Here is a 19,320-nt window from a genome sequence, read left to right as displayed (position 1 = left end):
GGAGGAATGACTGATTTACTGAAGCAGTTGGTATTTGCGTAGTTCGTTGCCGTTGCGGTCCATTACCAGCAGTTCGTTGTCGTCGTTAAACGCCATATCAAAGCTGGCACCCGGAGAGTCAATAGTGGTGAGGTAACGGCCGTCTGCTTCAAACACTTTGATGCCCCGAAACGATTCTACAAAAATGCGTCCCTGACCATCTACGGCAATGGCGCGTGGTGAGGTGAAGAATTGGTCTTCTGCGTCTCCCTGGCTGCCAATTTGGTCTACAAACTGCCCGTTGCTGTTGAGCTTGTAGATGGTTTCGCTGCCCACCACGTAAATGTTGCCCGCGCCATCAACGGCCGCATCTTCCTGCGTGGTGGCAAAGTCGGGGATGTTGGCAAAGGGGTCGGTAATGTCTAGCGTGATGTTGCCGTTGTTATCTAGCCGCACCAACCGATCTTTGGCAATGAAGTAGACAGAGCCATCTGGGCCAGAAGCGGCCGTTCTAAAAAGCGTTCGCCCGCCGGGTAAATTTAGCATCCCCAACGACTCCCCCGTCAGGCCGTTGTACAGTTCAATTTCGGAGGTTTTGATGACATAGACAGTACCTGCCCGGTTGGCAGCAATGCCCACCATATACAAATCTTGGCCAGCGTTCCAAGTAGTGACAAATTCGCCATTTTCATCAAAAACCTGAATACGGCCGCCGCTGTAATCACCTACGTAAATGTTGCCATCCCCATCAATGGCCAGACGGCGCGTGTCGTTGAAAAAGCCGGGGCCAGTGCCTTCTTCACCACCGATGCGTAAGATAACCTCAACAAAATCGGGATCAGTGCTGACGATAGCGACATCATCTGGCAGGGCGGATTCTACCGTTTCAAAAACGTTGTTGATTTCATCTTCAATGATGATGGTTTCTGAGCTGGATTCAGTAATTGTTGTGATGCTTTCAACAATAGTTGCGGCTTCTCTAGGGACGACAAAAAAGAAAGCGGCAGCAACGCCAACGGCTAAAAGGACCATCGCGCCAATGAAAATGGCACACCCCCTGCCGCCAGTTTGCACAGCACGCGAATTGGTGAGGTCAATGGTGACGGCTTCTGTGTGAAAGTTCGTGCCGCCTAGCAGCACATCTTCGTGCCGCTCAATGGAATCCACGACGTCTTTGGCCTCTTTTAGCCCCACATTGAACCGTTCACGGAACAGCTTGATGGCTTCAATTTTACGGCCGTTCCCCACCAATTGAACCACCTCTGTCAGCACTTCCGTAGATTGTTGCGGTTGTTGGCGAGGGTTGCGTAAATTATCGGGCACAATGACCGTGCTGCCACAATAGGGACAGCGCACCGTCAGGGTGGGGGATGCGGCATCGTAATCCAGTGATGCCTGACAATTGGGACATTCAAAGCTTTCTAGCATGAGGAAGTTGCCTCCGGTGAAATGATTGGTGGCAGTGTAACTGAATCAGGAGGGTAAAATCAATTAACTGGTTAACACGGCTGGCTTGGAATTAGCAAGGAAAATGCACTTCTGTGGTTTGGGTGAGCAGAAACGGCCGTTTTGTGCCGCCTCAAATGAGCTTTTGCTGGTTTTCAAACACGGGTGCATTCTCCAGAATGCGGTGGGGGGAGAAGATGGCTAGATCCAGCGTGGGCGGCAGCCCCAAAATGCACTCTGCCAGGTAACGTCCCACTGCGTGGCATTGCTGGAAGCCATGCCCAGAAAAGCCATTGACCAAATAAAAGCCGCGCAGTTCCGGCCATTCACCCAAAATGGCGTTGCCATCGAAGGTGTTAACGGCGTAGATACCTGCCCAACCATCGGTGACGCGCAGGGAATCGAAGCTGGGCAGAAAATCAACCAGTTCCGGCCAGAGGCGTTCCTCGAACCGGCTGCGCTGCCAGCTAAAGTCGGTGGTGGTAATGGGATCATCGGCAAAGGAACGGCCGCACATAAACAGACCATGTCCTTCGTGAATTAGGTAGGTGCCAGAGGGGAGCAGCAGCAGCGGCAGAATGTTTTGGGAGCGTACGGCCGTTTCTATAATATACACCTGCCGCATGACTGGCTCCATTGGTAGCTCCACGCCGCAGGTTTGGGCAATTTGGGTGCCCCAACCGCCAGCACTGTTGACAACGATGCCTGCTGAGAGCACGTCTCCATTTTTGAGCTGTACGCCGGTGACTTGGTTGGATTGGTGGCGAACGGCCGTAACCTCTGCTTCAAGCAAATGCGCCCCCAAGCTCACGGCCTTCTTTTTGTACGCTTCCAGCACTGCCTGGGGCAGCATCGTGCCATCATCGCGGCCAAAGGTTGTGCCCGCAAACAGACCAGCCTCAATGTTTAGCATCGGAAAAACAGCTTTGGTTTCGCTAGGCGTTAGCCAGGAAACATTGCCCCCCAAACGTTGTTGTAAAGCTAGCCCAGCTGCCACTTCAGTGCGCCCTGCTTCATCGGTTAGGAACAAATTGCCTTGCTGCCGAAAACCCACTTCTGGCTTTTCACCATCCACCGCCATATCTTCGGCAAAACTGTCCAGCACCTCCAGTGCGTACAGCGACATCTGGATGTTTTCCTTGACGTTAAACTGCACCCGGCTGTTGCCGTCCGACAAGACGGTGGAGGAATATTTGTAGCTCAAATCTTTCTCGACGAGCGCAACGTTAAGCTGGGGGTCTCGCAGCAGAAGATTGGTGGCGATGGCGCAGCCCATCACTCCCCCACCCACAAAAACGACGTCGTATTGCTGGTTGTTCATGGCAAAAACCTTAAGGCTGGTTGGGATTTCGTAGGGTAGGGGCAGACCTCCGTGTCTGCCCACGCTGGGCGCACACGGGGGTACGCCCCTACCCGTGGTTACTTAGAATTTGATGGAATAGGGCAGCAGGAAGAGCGGCTTGTTGTTGAACGCCTCCAGTCGGCTAGGAGCCAATAAATTGGCGATGGTTTCGCCAATCTCAAACGGCTGTGGTGTGACGTACCGCGTATTTTTGGCAAACAGGTTTAGCACAGGGATATCGTGGCTGGCGGGATCAGGCAGTTCGGCCAGTTCTGCCAATTTTGTTACTGCGTCTGCAAAATCGCCGTGGCTGTCTACCAATTTATGTGCCAACGCTTGCCGACCCGTCCACACACGGCCGTTGCAAATCTCATCTAGTTCATCATAGGGTAAATCGCGCCCAGTAGAAACAACCTGCTTAAACTGCTGGTACGTTTCTACGATAGAGTTGTGGAAAGCAGCCCGCTCCTCATCAGAGAGGGGGGCCATGCCGTTGAACAAATTGGCCCGATTACCCCGATCCAGCCCCACGCGGTTGATGCCCACTTTGTTGTAAAGCGCCTGCGCGTGCAGCCGCAGGGCAAAGACGCCGATGGAGCCAGTGATGGTAAGCGTTTGGCTCATAATGTGGTTGGCGTAAGCGCTGACGTAATACCCGCCAGAAGCGGCCGTATTGCCCATATAAACCAGCACAGGCATCTTTTGCTGCAGCCGCTGAATCTCTCGGCCAATTAAGTCGGAAGCCAGAGCGGAGCCGCCGGGGGAGTCTACGTGGAAGATTAGCCCGGCCATGTTGTCTAGCTGCTCGGCTTGGCGCAGCAGGTAAACCAGCGTTTGCTCCCCAGCCGTCGCCCCACCCACCAGCGGAATGGGCAAATCAATAGGTGGGTTTTGGCTGCTGCCCATCATAATTGCACCTTCCAGGCTGATGACGCCAATAAATTTGCGGCTGCGTTTGCGTACTTTTTCGGTGAGCAAGCGGCTGGCTTTTTCCCAATCTAGCAAGGTGGCTTTGGCTGTTTCGTCTGAATTGTCTTCTTCAGATTCATCCTCACTTTCAGTTTCAGGCTGCTCTGGTTCTGCTTCACCTTCAGCTTCTGCTTCATTTGGGGCTGCCAGCAGTGCTTCTAGCTCATCTTGGTAGGCCACATCGTCTACCAAGCCAACGGCGAGGGCTGCTTCGGCCGTCATGGGAACCTGGTTCATCAGGTCCTGAATTTTGGCTTGGGTGAGGGAACGGCCGTCTGCAAATGCGGCCGTAATTTGGTCATACAAATCGTCCAGCAGCCATTCCATCTGTTCCTGCTGCTCAGGCGTGATGTCTTCTTTGATGAAGGTGTTGGGTGCCGATTTGTAAGGCGAAATTTGCACTGCCTCCACGCCGATGCCCACTTTTTCCAGCGCGGGCTTCAAAAATGAGACCTCAGAATGGAGACCGTAGGCTTCAAAGCTGGCCGATGGCGGCACGATGATGCGATCCGCAACGGTAGCGAGATAGTAGTGTCGCAAGTCAAGGTATGGTGTGTAAACCACCACCGTCTTGCCTGCCTCTTTTAGCCGCACCAGCGACCGGCGTATGTTTTGGATGGTGGCCGAGCCGCTGCTAATGCCCGTGCAAATGAGCAAAAGTCCGCGGACATTATCTGCATCTGCAATGCGACTGAGCCGCCTGTTCAACTGTTCGACGCTGAGGGCAGGCTCTGGCAACGGTAGCTGCCGCTGGAAGAAGCTGCGGGGCGGTTCGGCGCGTTCTGGCATGGCGCCACCCACTTCAACCACTACATAATCAATCTCTGCCTGCCGCAGTTTACGAAAACCATTGCGTAGGGAAACGGCCGTTTGCCGCCACCCATTGCCTATCTCTTGCCAAACTTGTTTAAGCTCGCCGCCCAGGGCGGTAAAAAAATCATTATTGGATTCTGAATTGCTCATGAACTGCCTCATTTGAAATTTACTGAGCAAATGATAGCGGATAAGTGGAGACGGCACAATCTGATGCTACCAGCCCAGTTAAGGTTTTGTTACCGATGGGTAATGAATGTGGCGAAATTATATTGACGGGCAAAAATCGGCGTGTTATACTCCGCGACCGGGTTGCAAAAACCCCCTCCACAGCCTGGAGGGATGGCAGAGTGGACGATTGCGACGGTCTTGAAAACCGTAGTGGGCCTAGCTCACCGAGGGTTCGAATCCCTCTCCCTCCGCCTTTGCTTTACCAATTGGTTGTACGCCTAACCTGGCAGCAACGCTAGCTTTCTGGGGAGGTGCCAGAGTGGACGATTGGGGCCGCCTGCTAAGCGGTTAACGGCGTAAAAGTCGTTCATGGGTTCGAATCCCATCCTCCCCGCCTTTTCGGTAATCGGTAGGCCAGTAATCTGTAATCGGTCACTGACTTACTGTTTACTGATAACTGAATACCGTCACGCGCCCTTAGCTCAGTGGATTAGAGCGTCTGGCTACGAACCAGAAGGTCGGGAGTTCGAGTCTCTCAGGGCGTACTTCAAGCCTCCATATCAGATGATATGGAGGCTTTTTTTGTGTAACGCAGCCAGATGCCAAGATTTGTTCTGGTATAAGCGTTGCATTCATTTTGCCTTAATCTCGTGCTAACAAAAAATAAACAGTTTTCGACTATGCTGAATCATGTTTAAATGAATGAATTCAACAAAGGAAGTTGAGTATGAACAGCTCGTTGAAACTGTTTTCTGTACGCGGTATTGATATTCGTGTTCACCTGACATTCCCGCTGATTTTGGTGTGGGCAGCGTTTCAGTTTGGTGTGTTGGGTGGTGGCGGGCTGGCTGGGGCCATGTTTGGCATTATTTCCATTTCGCTGCTATTTGTGCTGGTAACGCTGCATGAGTTGGGGCATAGCTTTGCTGCTTTGCATTACGGGGTGCCTGTAGAGCGCATTGTTTTGCTGCCGATTGGTGGCGTGGCGCAGCTGGGTCACATGCCAGACAATCCCAAGCAGGAGTTTGTTATTGCGCTGGCTGGCCCTGCCGTGAATGTGGCTTTAGCCATTTTGATGGGGGGTGCTGCGCTGTTGTTTGGTTTGTCCTTGACCAATCCACTGACAAGCGGCGTGTCGCTAACCATTGGCGCAATTTTCTCCTATATCTTCTTTTACAACGTGATTCTAGCCGTGTTCAATATGATTCCGGCGTTTCCAATGGATGGAGGGCGGGTGCTGCGGGCGGTGCTGGCCATGAGGCTGGATTACGGCCGTTCCACTCAAATTGCTGCCGGGATTGGCCGTACATTGGCTCTCTTGTTTGGTATTTATGGCTTGTTCAATGGCCAGTTCTTTAGCGTATTGATTGCCATTTTTATCTTCACCGGGGCAACCCAGGAAGCACGAATGGTGCAGTTCCGCCAGAGATTGCGTGGGTACACGGTGCAGCAGGCATATAGCAACCAGGTGCCTGTCTTGCAGCCAGCCGACAGTCTACGCGAAGTGGTGAACTGGACGGCACGCGGTCAGACGGATTTTCCGGTTGCCCAATTTGGTACCTACGTCGGCTTCCTGGGTAGTGAGCGACTCATGAGGGCCTTGCAACATAATGGGCCAGATCAATCTGTAGCTTCGGTAATGGCGAAGGATGTGGAGCCTGTGACGTTGACAACCGATTTGTTTGACGTGCAGCAGCGGTTTGCTCGTGAGAAGTTGGGCGCGTTGCCGGTGGTGGAATACGGCCGTATCGTGGGCATCATCTCTAGCAGGCACATTCGACACATGCTGCGGATGGCTGCTATGCGACCGGAGTTGTTTCCACGAGTGCGATCTGCCTAGGAGTAGTATTTAACCTAAGTTGCTACCTTAACAGTCAAAAATGGTGAAGTCCATGAAAGCCAAGTAAAGTGGGTTTGAACCACCAAACCATATTTACGAGGACAATCATGGACGAACAAATTGTAGCGATTTACACGCTGGTTAACGACCTTTTGCGCAGCCTTGGTCATCATGAAAATAGCCAATGCCGCATGAATGATTCAGAGGTCATCACCACAGCACTTGTGGCCGCTCTGTTTTTTGGCGGCAATTATGAACTTGCCCGCGCTTTTTTGCGGCAACGCCGCTACATCCCAGCGATGTTGAGCAAAAGTCGGTACTCGCGTCGTTTGCACCGAGTGAGCCATCATATCGTGACCTTTATCGAGATATTAGGCAATCACTGGAAAGAACTGTGTGATGATTCCATCTATGTGATCGATACCTTTCCTATTGTGGTGTGTGACAATTGGCGCATTCGCCGCTGTCGTCTCTATCGAGAAGAGAAGTATCGCGGCAAGATTGCGAGCAAACGCCGCTACTTCTATGGACTCAAACTACATTTGATGGTCACCAGTCAGGGTCAACCAGTTGAGTTCTTCCTAACACCGGGTTCTGAAAGCGATGTGACTCACCTGCGCTCCTTTCAGTTTGACCTACCGACGGGTTCAGAAATCTATGCAGACAAAATCTACAATGATTATGCCATGGAAGACTTAATCAATGAGACAAGACAGGTGAAACTATGTCCTGTACGCAAGAAAAACAGCAAACGGCCGTATCCACCGTGGCGCACTTATTGGATAAAACTGCATCGCAAGATTGTGGAGACGACAGGGTCATCCATTGCACGCAGGATGCCGAGGAGCATTCATGCAGTCACAGCCGCAGGCTTTGAGCTGAAAATCGCATTATTTGTTCTGGCTGAGAGTGTCAGCCATATTTTTAAGGTAGCAACTTGAGTTAGTATTTAGTAATCGGTTATCAGTTTTCGGTAATCAGTTGCTGGGGATTCATCCCCCGGTGCTACTTAATTGTCTGGCGCGGTGACGATGTTGTGGGTGGCGGCCCATTGGCGGATGTCACGGCCGTTTAGCACCGCACCCATCAAATCGGGGAAAAGCTGCGGCGTGCAGGCAAAGGCCGGGACGCCCAAATTCACCAGCTCCTGCGCCATTTGCCGGTCAAAGCGGGGCGCACCCTGGTCATTGAGAGCTAGCAGCGTGACAATTTCCACCCCGTCGTCAACCAGCGTGGCCACGCGACGGATCATGTTCGCCTTGTTGCCCCCTTCAAATAAATCGGTGAGCAACACCAAAACGGTGTCGCGAGGGCGGCTGACTAGCTGCTGGCAGTAACCCAGCGCCCGATCAATATTTGTCCCACCCCCCAGCTTTAGGCCAAATAGCAGCTCCACCGGATCGTCTAGCTGGTCGGTTAAATCCACCACCTTCGTGTCGAACATTACCAGCTTGGTGGCCAGGGCTGGAATCGAGGCCATGACCGAGGCGTAAATGCTGCCATAAACGACGGATGTGGCCATCGAGCCGCTGCTGTCCAGGGCAATAATCACATCGCGCAGGGCAGAGCGTTTACGGCCGTATCCCACCAACGTCTCTGGCACCACTGTTTTTTGATCCACCTGGTAATGCTTCAAATTGGTATGAACCGTGCGCTGCCAATTGATCTCTTTGTGGCGCGGGCGGCGAGTGCGGATGGCGCGGTTGAGGCTGCCGGAGATGGCTTGTTCTAGTGGATAGGTGAGCTGCTCCAAAAGCTGTTCGACTACTTTTCTTACTACCTCTTTGGCCGTTTCCTTTGTTTTGCTGGGCATCACCCGGCGCAACGACAGCAAATTGGCCACGAGCTGCACATCTGGCTCAATGGCTTCCAAAAATTCTGGCTGATTCAGCAGACGGCGCAGATTGAGCTTGTTGAGGGCATCCTGCTGCATCACCTGCACCACCGAGGCGGGAAAGTAGCTGCGGATGTCTCCTAGCCAGCGAGCAATGTCTGGGTTCGAGTCGCTGAGATCGCCATCGGTGCTGTCACCGTATAACGCTTCTAGCGCATCGTCCATCGCTCTATCTTGCTCAGAGAGGTCGTTTTGGGATTGCTGTTCGTCTCCCTGGCCATCACCTTCGCCCGGTTGCGTTTCTTGAACTTGCTCCTCTTGCGTTTGGCCAAGAATAAGTCGCCAGCGACGGCCGTGTTCTTCGGCGGCGGAGAAGAACGGTTGGAAAGGGTTTTGTGTTTCGTTCATATTTCATTTGTGGGTAGGGGCGACCCGCCGGGTCGCCCCTACGAGTGAATTCCCAATAATTGTGCGATTAACGGCAAGACTTTATCTGCCTGCTCCTCATCGAATGTTGGGGTGTGAATAACCTGATTTGGATAAAATGAATTGCCAAAACGCACCCGATCCATAAGCTGCTGGCGAGCGGCATCTGAAAAGGTGGCAAAGGTGCGGCGCAGCAGGGGCAGGATGGTTTGGAACCGCTCCGCCTCAAGCTGCATCACCCAGTCATCAAGCAGTTGCCACAGCGTTTTGTCGTGCAGCACCAGCAGGCCGCTGCCCTTGAGAAAGCCTTCGATCCAGAAGGCCATCTGCGCTAGCTGACTTGGGTTGGCAGTCCTGCCAGATAGCACTCTTTCTAATCTTGTTGCTGCTTCGTCTGGGGTAAAAACGGCCGTATCCAACAAAAGCCGCGTTGATTTCCCAGCCAGCAGTCCATGAATGCCCCGCTGGTCGGCCAGTTGGCGTAGCGTCTCTTCCCATGTGGATAAATGGTCTGGATTTTGCTGCGTGGCGATGACGTTGTGAACGGCCGTTATCTTGTCCAGCATCTCGGCGGCGGCGTCGTTGTCCAGGCTGGCGCAGGTGCTGGGCAGACCAATGCAAATGCGCGTGACGAGCGTGTCCACGACGTGGCGCACGACTTCTGGATTGGTTTGGCGCACGTCGCCGTAGCGCAAAACGCGTGCTAGCGGCAGCAGTGCGTCCATCATGTGAGGCACGTCGCTGGTAACGGCCGCTTGCGCCTCGATGCGCGTGAGCAGATTCACCACCAGCGCTGGTAAATCGGCCAGCAATGCCTGGTCTAGCAAATGGGTGAGCGTAGGCAAATCCTGGGCTTGTTGGGCTTGATCGGTGGCAAAGTTGGTAACAGCCGTTTCCACCGTATTCCCCCACACGCCCGCTTCAATCACCCGCACCACAAAGGCGGGCTGCCAGGCAAGCTGCCACACCTCCTGGTACGTGCCAGACTGTCCCCGAACGGGCATCGTTTTGCCCCAGGGAACGTTGAGCAAATTGAGCCGGTGCAGCAGTTGGCTGCGTTCCCGGTGGGTGTCGTTTCGCAAATCGAGATTGAGCGTGGTTGGTTCTGGCTCTGGGTGCAAGCGCAGGCGACGCTGCTGCTGGTGCAAATCTCGCTGGAGCGGAATCATGGGCGAATCGGGCGGCACGGCACCCATCCGTTCGCCCACAATAAGCTGCCGCTGGATAAGCTGCATTGGAGCAGCATCGCCAAAGCAAAGCACCGTCTGGCTGGCTTCGTTTAGCTCTGGCAGACCGGGAACCGGCAAGCCGCGCAGTGCCGCCAATGATTCCGCCAAGCGCACCGCCTCGATGATGTGGGCGGAGGACGCATCTAAATCTTGCTCGCGCAGCAGGTGGGCCACCTGGCTTAACCAGGCGATGCTCATGTGGGTGGGTGTGGCTTGCTGCCGCCCTTGCTGCCACAGATGATGGTACCAGCCGGGGGCGCGAATACCCGCACCGTAGCCCCTTGCCGCCGAGAGACGGCCGTATGTCCACGGCACCCAAGCAGTTTCTACAGCTACGCTGGGTAGATTGGCCAGCAGATCGTCATCGGCTGCTTTTGTGTCTAAATTCAACAGGGCAGGGGCGTGCCACGCGCCGCACACCACGGCAATTCGCTTGCAACCTTCGGTATGGGCCTGGCGGATGGCGCGGCGCATGTGGGCTTCGCGCTGCTCGGCAAGTTGCCTGGCGTCGGCGTGGGATGCGGCCGTATTCTCGTCCAAATCAGTTGGTGGATTTTCTTCAGCGGCAGCACGCATGGCGGTCATTAGCTCTAAAATTCCGGCGAACAGGTCACTGCGGTTTTGCCGCTGCTCAATGAGCGCGTTCCACCAGAGCTCATAATCCTGGTGGCCTGCGGCAGTGGCCATTTGGTTGAAAACGGCCGTATCCGGCATCATCGGTCGGGTATCTGCGGTCAGCATGGTGGCCTGCGGCAAATCAAAAAAGCGGGTCACGATATTGTGCTGCACGCTGTAGCGCAACGCCTGAAACTCTGGTGAAAATTCGGCAAAGGGATACGAACCAGCAACTTCTGGCTTGTCGGGGCGGTACACCAGCAGGGCAATGGGCGGCTCCATATCCTCATGCCCCAGCCAGTGAATGATTTCGTTGGCATCCGGCGGCCCTTCAACCAAAATGGCATCCGGCTTTAATTCGTGTAGCGAATCTAGCAACGCCCGCGCCGAACCCGGCCCGTGGTGGCGGATGGGGAAGAGGTGTAAATATGGTGGTGGCTTCATGGGTTCCATCTTTCGTGACATAAATTACACAAGTGCGCGGCATGCTTGGTACAAATCTTCCCAATTTTCCCGCTCTTTCACGATGGTCTCCAGGTATTCGCGCCAAATCACGGTATCGTGGATGGGGTCTTTGACCACGGCTCCGGTGAGGCTGGCGGCCAAATCGCCAGCGCGAAGGGTGCCATCGCCAAAGTGACCTGCCAGTGCTAAACCGCTGTTGATGACGGAAATGGCTTCGGCCGTACTAAGCGTGCTGCTGGGTGATTTCAACTTTGCCTTGCCGCTTTCCGTCATTCCCTGGCGTAGCTCGCGGAAAATGGTAACCACGCGCCGAATTTCGGTCAGTGCAGGTGGTTCAGCCGGTAATTCCAGGGCTTGCCCCAGGCTGTGTACCCGCTGCTGCACAATGGTTACTTCCTCTTCGGCGGTGGCGGGCAAGGGAAGGACGACGGTGTTGAAGCGGCGTTTGAGTGCGCTGGAGAGGTCATTCACGCCTCGGTCGCGGTCGTTGGCGGTGGCAATTACGTTGAATCCTTTGATCGCCTGCACTTCCTGGTTTAGCTCCGGGATGGGCAGCAGCTTTTCAGACAAGATGGTGATGAGCGCGTCCTGCACGTCAGCGGGGATGCGGGTGAGCTCCTCGACGCGAGCAAGCTGCCCGTCGCGCATGGCGACCATGATGGGGCTGGGGACGAGGGCTTCGGCAGTTGGCCCTTTGGCGATGAGGCTGGCGTAGTTCCAGCCGTAGCGGATGGCTTCTTCGCTGGTTCCGGCGGTGCCCTGCACTAGCAGGGTAGAGTCGCCAGAAATGGCGGCGGCGAGGTGTTCAGAGACCCAGGTTTTGCCCGTGCCAGGAATGCCCATCAGCAACAGAGCGCGGTCTGTGGTGAGGGTGGCGATGGCGATTTCGATGAGACGGCCGTTGCCAATATATTTTGGCGTGATTTCAAAACCGTTATCCAGCGTGCCGCCCAAAATGTAGGTGGCCACCGCCCAGGGGGAGAGCCGCCAGTTGGTGGGCTTGGGGCGGCGATCCGCTTCCTCCAGTTCGTAAAGCTCGGCGGCAAACTGCTGCTCTGCGTGAGCGCGTAAAATTGTCTCCATGATTCTTCTCCTAAAAGTGGACACTGATAAACACAGATTTTCACTGATTTTGTATTATCTGTGTGAATCACTGTTCATCTGGGTTTCGTTTTATTTTTTCAATCTCTGCCAGTAAGTTTTGGCGGCGTTGCAGGGTTTGGCAGACGTAGGTGATGGTTTTTTGCCAGGCGCTGTTGAGCCCAGGGATGTTGGTGAGTTGGGTAACGGCCGTTTCCGCCAATTCCGGCGTACATTTTTGCCCAAACCGCCGGAACAGGTTGCCGATAGCAGGATCAGGCGCTTTCTTTTGGTTAGCGTCTTGCAAATGTTGGGCGAAGAGATCCAGCCAAAATTCTCCCATTGCCACAGACCAGGGCTGTTGCCAATGTTGCAGAAAGATGTGCAAAGGAGACGGCCGTATAATTTGCGTGGATTGCTTGGCCGCCTGCTGCATGAGAGCAAAACATCTATCCGCAGGCAGGAGGGGAACCAGCCGCCCGGCGGATGTATTGAACTCGCTGGCAACGATAAGCGCTTCGGCCCAGGCTGCGTTTTTTTGGCGAATGGCAGCGGTGCTAAAAGCGGAAGCTAAGGTGCGCGGCCAGGCACTGTTTTTGGCTGCCTGGGCAATTTCCGCTGGCGTTTTTTGCCATAAATCTTGCCAATGGGTCAGCGGCACCCGGTTAATAATTTGCGTCAATAGACGGCTTCTTAGCTTCATGCGGTCTTCTTCTTTGATGTTCGGTACGCCGTCGCGCAGCATGGCAGGGGGGATATGTTTTGGCAAGCGCACGTTGATTTTTGGGGGGCGACCAGGTGCCCAGCTAAGAATCCCAGCAACGTGTTGCTGCATTCGTTGGCTCAGGCGGGACGTTGGCAATTTGGCTAGTAAATCGGATGCGGCGCGACGCACCAGATGGTTGCGGTCATCCAGAGCGGCTTCTAAAAATGGCTCATCGGCCAGGCTTAGATTGATGTCTAGAATTTTGAGAATTTGGTGGCGCACCATCCCGTTGTGGCTTTTCCAGGTGTGTTCCAGAATCTGCCGGCCGCGTTCTGGGTGGATGGTGCGGATTTGGCGCAGCAGGGCCTGACGTTTGGGCGGAACGGCCGTTTGCCACGCTTTCAGCAGGCCCATCCAATGATCAATTTCAGGCGAGGCATATTGCCACGTTGGGTTTTGCCCCGCCAGCCAGCGACCCCGCTTGCCGATCACTTGGAGGATAGACGGCCGTATCCGCCAAAGCTTGTTCCCTTTTTCCAGCAAAATAGGCAGCAGATGTTCAGGCAGGCGGTGCCCAGTTTGAGCGAAAGCCGCCAACATTTCTGGCAAAAGGGAGGCGTTTGAACTGGTGAGCAGTGCCTCGATTTGGTGGGCTAGCGCAGGCGGGCAAAGGGGCAGGTCAGGTTGGGTAGGCGTTGGGCTGGGTGGGGCAGCCTGGTGTGGTTGCCAGCCGGTTTGCTGGTGTAGCGCCATCGCCCCAGCCACCGTGAGCAGGGTGGCGGCCGCATCTTGCCCTGGCAGTTGGGCCACAAATTGCCCCAAAGCACCCTGGCTCGATTGCACCGGCAGTTCTGCGCGGTCGGTTCCCAGCAGCGCTGTTTTTACGGTTTCGTGCCAACTGCTCATTTTACACCTTGCCAAATATGAATATCGAGCCATTGATTATTTTGGTTGATAGAAAGTGGTTGGAGGAAACGGCCGTTCCACACCCCAAACAGTCTTAACGAAGGCGACCCGCCAGCCAGCGCCATCAGTTGCCAGCCAAAGCTGAATTTTTCTGGCAATGGTAGCCAGGTGCCTGTGCCGTCCTCAATGCGCCAACCGGCTTCCGTTAATCTTGGCTGCACCTGGTTGAGCAGAATGGGAAAGTGCACTAGCCACGGGTTGGCAGCCAGGGCTTGCGTGTATGCCTGAGCTGCTTCCCGCACTGTGGCAAAGCCGCGTGGCGGAACGGCAGCAGCGGTTGATTCTTGAAGCTGCCCATGTCGGGAGGCGATTTGTGGCCAGTTGCTGGGGGCAAATTTGAGTGTACCCAGCCAGTTCGTGTTTGTGGGGAGCCAGATACCTTCTGGCTGCTGTTGGCGGGTTTGCACAATGAGCTGGGCGATCGTTTTGGTTTGCTGCCCCCACAGCCAGGTAAGGTGGCGCACATGGTTGCCTACATCTATTTGCTGTCTGCCCAGCACCAGCCAATGGTCGGTCTGATGGGTTGCTGTAGGAAGGAAGGTGGGTAGCCAGCCAACGGCCGTTTGCAAATCGGTTTGGGTCGTGAGGGGAAGCTGATCAAAATTGCGAAACCCTTGCACAATCAAGAAAAGACGGCCGACTTCTTGCAGTAGCTGTTCTGGCCAATTGGGTTGCTTCTTGGGAATTTGGGCAATTTTTCGTACTGTCTGGGCCAAAAGGACGGCCTGGGCATCTACCAGGCGGTGAGCCATTGTATCCCAATACGTTTTGGGACGTTCTGGCAGGCGGGCCAAACCGTGCCGCACCATATCCAGCAGCCACAGCTCCAGCGCGTGCAGCCCTGCTTTGAGCTGCGCCAAATCCTGGGCTTGTGGCCCAATGCTGGCGTACTGCCCCATTTTTTCGCGCTGTATCCAGGCGCTGATGGTTTTACTTTTGCTGTGGGATGTGAATTTGTGTGCTTGCTGTTGCCATAGTTGCAGCAAGGCCAGGCTATGGCGGCAGGGTGATTTGCGGCTCTTACAGGTGCAGCGGGTGGTAAATGTGGGTAGGTAAACGGCCGTTTCCCCGGTTTTGCTACGGCCGTTCGGGTGAATACCCCAAATGATGTCGTCTGCCTGATGCAGGGCGATCCACTTTTTGGGGTTCGCCAGGCCACGCCCGGCGCGGAGGGTAAATTGGTCAGGTGCCAGACCCAATATTTGTTCTGTGGTCCAATCCATCAAAATCTAAATCCATCTGGTGGAGATAATCGTAACTCTCCACAATCATGCCAGACGGTGTTCCTTACGCAGCACTTCCCATTTGGTTGCAGTCGCACGACTGGCATGTTGTGCGGCCGCAACTTTTGCGGCAACACCTTATAGGACAGACAAGTTGGCAAAGAGTCACATTTTGCTACTGGTCTGTTTTGTGGGCTGCTGTCAGGCAAGCCAAAGCTCCCGCAAGCCGCCTAACGCCATGCCACTTCCGGTTAGCAGGCAAAACCCACCAAAAATGAGTTTGCCCAGCCAGTGGAGGTTGGCATCAAACGCGGTGGCAAAAAAGCCAATTAGCATGATGAGCCCCATGAACAGAAAAAGGCTGCCACTGGCCAAATGGTGCTGCCGGGTGGCCATTTTTTGTTGATTTTCCTGGTTGCCATACGGCCGTCGTTGTAAAACCAAAAACAGTCCCGGCAGCAGAAAGACGGCCGTCATAATCAGACCGTTGCGGTCATCGGGGCGATTTTCAATTTGCTCCAGCAGCATAATGCGCGATGGCGAATTCGGCATCTGCACGGCCACCACCTCATCCCCCTCAGCCAGCGTTTCGCGGACAGATTGGGTCATATTTTCCAGATGCCACGTTTGGGAACGGCCGTTTCTATCCACAAAAGTCACCATCACAATGGGCGGCTCCCCTTCATGAATGCGTTCAACCGTGCCCTCTACCCGGTAACCGTCGGCAAACCGATGGGCATCGTTCCGATTGAATATCCAGGCCGTTCCAAAAATCAGGCCAAGTGCTATTAAAAAGCCGCCAAAAGCACGCAAAATAGATAGGCTGCCGCCCACAAAATTCTGATTTGCCATAGATTCATTGTAAACGATCCATCATTAAAGATGAACTTACGGATGGGTCAAGAAAGCCGTCCAGAGCAGCATGAGAAAATTACAAAATCCCCTTGATGTGGCTATAATATGTAAATCGTATTGCGTATTCCGTCATCTTCTACGCAATATGCTCTATTTACGAAGGAGGCAGATTTGACCACAATACAACGCGCCAAAGGGATGCAGGATGTTTTGCCCGATGATTGGAGCTATTGGGACTGGATTATTGGCAAAGCGACTGAATTGGCACGCCTCTACGGCTTCCAGCGCGTAGATTTGCCCATTTTGGAATATACGGAACTGTATCAGCGCGGCGTAGGCGAGGCGTCGGACTTTTTTGTGCAGAAGGAGATGTACACCGTTGAAGAGTCTGACGGTATAACAATCACCATGCGGCCAGAGTTCACGGCTGGGTTTATGCGAGCGTACATCCAAAATGGGATGTCTAGCTGGCCGCAGCCCGTAAAGCTGTATACCATTGGCCCGGCCTTTCGGCGGGAGCGGCAGCAGGCAGGCCGGTATCGGCAGCATAGCCAGTTTAACTGCGAAATTTTAGGTGAGACAGACCCCGCCGCCGATGTGGAAGTGATGCTGCTGGCCATGAATTTGTACCGCGAATTGGGCTTTCAGGGATTAACCTTCCAGCTCAACAGCACGGGCTGCCCCGCCTGCAAGCCTCCTTATATCGAAAAGCTGGTTGCTTATTTGGATCGGCACTTGGACAAGCTGGCGGAAATTGACAAGGAGCGTATGAGCCGCAATCCGCTGCGGGTGCTGGATAGCAAAGAGCCGGGCATGGATAATCTGCTGGCCGACGCGCCGCACATCGTGGATCATTTGTGCGACGATTGCGAAACCCACTTTACCGATTTGCGCGGCTTGCTGGATGCGCTGGATCAGAGCTACAGTATCAATTTCCGACTGGTGCGCGGCATTGATTATTACACCAAGACGGTTTTTGAGGTATGGGCGGATGGCATTGGGGCGCAAGCGGCCGTTTGTGGCGGCGGGCGTTACGATGGCTTGGCTGAAGACATAGGTGGCCCCACGACGCCAGGTGTTGGCTTTGGCAGCGGCATCGAACGCATTGTGCTGGGAATGCAGGAAGCAGGGCTAGAACCGCCTGCGCCGGAGCAGCCTACCGCGTTGGTGGCGCATTTTGGCGGGGCAACAAAAGAAGCGGCCGTTCAGCTAGCGTTTCAGCTACGGGCGGCAAATATTGGCACCCGGTTGGCTTTTGCTCGCAACCGGCGTAGCATGAAAAGCCAAATGCGCGAAGCCAACAAGCACGACATTCAAAACGTACTCATCATGGGTGAGTCTGAAGTCGAACAGCAGTCGGTGATGGTACGGCCGTTAGATGGCGGTGAACAGCAGCTTGTCAAATTGGCCGATATTGTCACATTCTTAAAAGCTGAATGAACCGAATTGGCATTCTCCACCACCCAAAAGTCGCTGCCTCGCAGCCATTGGCTGCACAGATTGAGCAGTGGTTAGCAGCGCATCAAATTGCTACCTGGCAAGCCTCCTCCCACGACGAACAGCGTTTGGCGGAGCTGGTGCCAACGGCCGATTTGCTGGTGGTGCTGGGTGGTGATGGCTCTTTGTTGCGGGCAGCTCGCTATTCATCGGTATGCCGGGTGCCTATTTTTGGCATCAATTTGGGGCGCGTCGGGTTTTTGTGTGAAGCCCAGCCGGATGAGTGGCCAGAGAAGTTGACGAAGGTGCTGGCTGGTGATAGCTGGGTTGAAAACCGACTGATGTTAGCGGCACGGATTCAGCGGAACGACCGTATCTTACATACTTTTTCTGTGCTGAATGACGTGGTGGTGGGGCGCGGCCGTCAGGCGCGGGTAGTTCGTTTTCAACTGCATGTGGATAGCGACCACGTCACCGACTACACAGCTGATGCCCTCATTGTAGCAACGCCAACTGGTTCAACAGCGTACTCGATGGCTGCTGGTGGGCCGTTGTTGCCGCCCCAGTTGCCAAACTTTGTGGTGGTGCCCGTAGCACCCCATCTCACCTTTGACCGCGCCATTATTTTTCACGAGCAGGCAGAGATTGCCATTACGGTGCAAATGGATCATCAAGCCTACCTCACCCCAGACGGCACCGACGGCATTTTGCTGGAAAATGAAGATGTGGTCTACATTACAAAATCGGAAAATGATTGCCAATTTGCCCGTGTAGAAAGCCGAGGCTACTTTTATCGGCGGCTTATGGGGCGGCTGGGCTATTCACGGTAAGAAAATGTGCGATTTCTTCAGGGCTTTTCAGTTTTTTGGGACGCAGACAAGTGCGGATGACGCGGAAAACTGCTTCTAATCTGCGCTCGTCTGCGTTCATCCGCGTCTTATTGGCTACGAATGGGGACTTTTGAAAAACCCTAGCGATTTCTTGGAGAAATTGCATATTTATTGAATAGGATACGCTTATGGAATTACAAGACCCTCGATTACGCTCTTTGCTGCGGCAAGCCAACAAGGTGGCTGATTCGGGTAAAAAGGCGGCTGCAGAACAGCTTTATCGGCAACTGCTAGATGAAGCACCGGATGTGGCCGAAGGGTGGTTTGGGCTGGGTCAGGTTTTGAATGATGCGGCTCAACAGAAGGAAGCATATAAAAAAGCCGTATCGCTAGAGCCAGATTATGCGCCTGCGGTGCGCGCTTTGGCAGAACTGCGCGGCGAGCCAGTGCCGGAATGGGCTATCGAACCGCCAGAACTGGAAGAAGTGGAGCCGGAACCAGAGCCTGAAACAGTGCTTATAGATCATGAGCATACGGCCGTTCCCACCGAAGCTGAAGAAGAATTTGAACTCGCTTGCTACCGCCATCCCAACAGACCCACATCGCTGCGGTGTTACAACTGCGGCAAACCCATTTGCAGTAGCTGCGCCATCAAAACGCCAGTAGGATATAGCTGCCCAGACTGCATCCGCGAAAAAGAAGAGATCTTTTTCAACGCCACCACCCTGGATTATGTAATAGCACCTGCCATTGGCCTGGTGCTGAGTTTGATAGCGGGCTATTTGGTGTCTCGCTTTGCCATTCGTGGTGGGTTTATAGTGTATATTGGTGCGCTTTTTTTGGGCGGCATTGTGGGGCGGATTATCGGTCAGTTTAGCAAGCAGGCCATTGGACGACGGCGCGGTCGTTATTTGCCGCATGTGATGGTAGCCATGTTGGTTTTGGGAACGGCCGTTTGGCTCTTGCCAATTCTTATTTTTGCTGGATTTGGCAGCTTGTTTGCATTCATTGGCCCAGGCATCTTCCTGTTTGTGGCAGGCGGTGCGCTATTTTCTTACATGAAATAAGGTTGGATGACATGGTGAGTTTTAAAT

14 protein-coding genes and 3 tRNA genes are annotated in these 19,320 nt (G+C 54.2%); 8 read left to right on the top strand and 9 right to left on the bottom strand.

Annotated elements, in window-relative coordinates:
* Positions 1–15: 15 nt before the first annotated feature.
* The 3 genes from ACOQPM_RS17990 to sppA form a co-directional block, all read right to left on the bottom strand.
* Positions 16–1,407, bottom strand: a complete 1,392-nt coding sequence (locus ACOQPM_RS17990) for a hypothetical protein (protein WP_420631643.1) — start codon at positions 1,405–1,407, stop codon at positions 16–18.
* Positions 1,408–1,558: 151 nt separating this feature from the next.
* Positions 1,559–2,746, bottom strand: coding sequence for an NAD(P)/FAD-dependent oxidoreductase (locus ACOQPM_RS17985; protein ID WP_420631642.1), 1,188 nt, complete (start codon positions 2,744–2,746; stop codon positions 1,559–1,561).
* 102 nt (positions 2,747–2,848) lie between these two features.
* Positions 2,849–4,699, bottom strand: a complete 1,851-nt coding sequence (sppA, locus tag ACOQPM_RS17980; RefSeq protein WP_420631641.1) for a signal peptide peptidase SppA — start codon at positions 4,697–4,699, stop codon at positions 2,849–2,851.
* A gap of 186 nt (positions 4,700–4,885) precedes the next feature.
* Here sppA and ACOQPM_RS17975 point away from each other — a divergent pair.
* From ACOQPM_RS17975 to ACOQPM_RS17955, 5 genes are all read left to right on the top strand, one after another.
* Positions 4,886–4,971 (top strand) — tRNA-Ser (locus ACOQPM_RS17975).
* Between the two features lie 54 nt (positions 4,972–5,025).
* A tRNA-Ser gene (locus ACOQPM_RS17970) sits at positions 5,026–5,114 on the top strand.
* 77 nt (positions 5,115–5,191) lie between these two features.
* A tRNA-Arg gene (locus ACOQPM_RS17965) sits at positions 5,192–5,265 on the top strand.
* A gap of 182 nt (positions 5,266–5,447) precedes the next feature.
* Entirely contained in the window at positions 5,448–6,560 is a 1,113-nt protein-coding gene (locus ACOQPM_RS17960) for a site-2 protease family protein (RefSeq protein WP_420631640.1), read from the top strand.
* 107 nt (positions 6,561–6,667) lie between these two features.
* Complete coding sequence (locus ACOQPM_RS17955) at positions 6,668–7,501, top strand: IS982 family transposase (protein WP_420629193.1); 834 nt, start codon at positions 6,668–6,670, stop codon at positions 7,499–7,501.
* 68 nt (positions 7,502–7,569) lie between these two features.
* Here ACOQPM_RS17955 and ACOQPM_RS17950 read toward each other — a convergent pair whose 3' ends face one another.
* The 6 genes from ACOQPM_RS17950 to ACOQPM_RS17925 all read right to left on the bottom strand — a co-directional run bounded on the left by ACOQPM_RS17950 (position 7,570) and on the right by ACOQPM_RS17925 (position 15,956).
* Positions 7,570–8,802, bottom strand: a complete 1,233-nt coding sequence (locus tag ACOQPM_RS17950) for a VWA domain-containing protein (protein WP_420631639.1) — start codon at positions 8,800–8,802, stop codon at positions 7,570–7,572.
* Positions 8,803–8,840: 38 nt separating this feature from the next.
* Complete coding sequence (locus ACOQPM_RS17945) at positions 8,841–11,129, bottom strand: DUF5682 family protein (RefSeq protein ID WP_420631638.1); 2,289 nt, start codon at positions 11,127–11,129, stop codon at positions 8,841–8,843.
* A 3-nt stretch (positions 11,130–11,132) separates the two neighbouring features.
* Positions 11,133–12,212 (bottom strand): ATP-binding protein, encoded by a 1,080-nt coding sequence (locus ACOQPM_RS17940; protein WP_420631637.1) that lies wholly within the window; start codon positions 12,210–12,212, stop codon positions 11,133–11,135.
* A 67-nt stretch (positions 12,213–12,279) separates the two neighbouring features.
* Positions 12,280–13,821, bottom strand: coding sequence for a DUF5691 domain-containing protein (locus ACOQPM_RS17935; protein WP_420631636.1), 1,542 nt, complete (start codon positions 13,819–13,821; stop codon positions 12,280–12,282).
* Positions 13,818–15,104: an SWIM zinc finger family protein gene (locus ACOQPM_RS17930; protein WP_420631635.1), complete on the bottom strand. Its 1,287-nt coding sequence runs from the start codon at positions 15,102–15,104 to the stop codon at positions 13,818–13,820. Before ACOQPM_RS17930 ends, ACOQPM_RS17935 begins: the two co-directional genes overlap by 4 nt.
* Positions 15,105–15,305: 201 nt before the next feature.
* Entirely contained in the window at positions 15,306–15,956 is a 651-nt protein-coding gene (locus ACOQPM_RS17925; protein ID WP_420631634.1) for a phage holin family protein, read from the bottom strand.
* Positions 15,957–16,130: 174 nt separating this feature from the next.
* On the opposite strand from ACOQPM_RS17925, the gene hisS reads away from it, so the two are divergent.
* The 3 genes from hisS to ACOQPM_RS17910 all read left to right on the top strand — a co-directional run bounded on the left by hisS (position 16,131) and on the right by ACOQPM_RS17910 (position 19,293).
* Entirely contained in the window at positions 16,131–17,399 is a 1,269-nt protein-coding gene (gene hisS, locus ACOQPM_RS17920) for a histidine--tRNA ligase (protein WP_420631633.1), read from the top strand.
* A complete protein-coding gene (locus ACOQPM_RS17915; protein ID WP_420631632.1) occupies positions 17,396–18,226 on the top strand; it encodes an NAD(+)/NADH kinase in 831 nt (276 codons plus the stop codon). Before hisS ends, ACOQPM_RS17915 begins: the two co-directional genes overlap by 4 nt.
* Positions 18,227–18,414: 188 nt before the next feature.
* Positions 18,415–19,293, top strand: coding sequence for a B-box zinc finger protein (locus ACOQPM_RS17910; RefSeq protein WP_420631631.1), 879 nt, complete (start codon positions 18,415–18,417; stop codon positions 19,291–19,293).
* The last annotated feature ends 27 nt before the right edge of the window (positions 19,294–19,320 follow it).

This window comes from Candidatus Leptofilum sp. (genome assembly GCF_965223525.1).
Lineage (GTDB): Bacteria > Chloroflexota > Anaerolineae > Promineifilales > Promineifilaceae > Leptofilum.
Note: the sequence above shows the minus strand (reverse complement) of the source record. Positions and strands in the feature narration are given on the sequence as shown.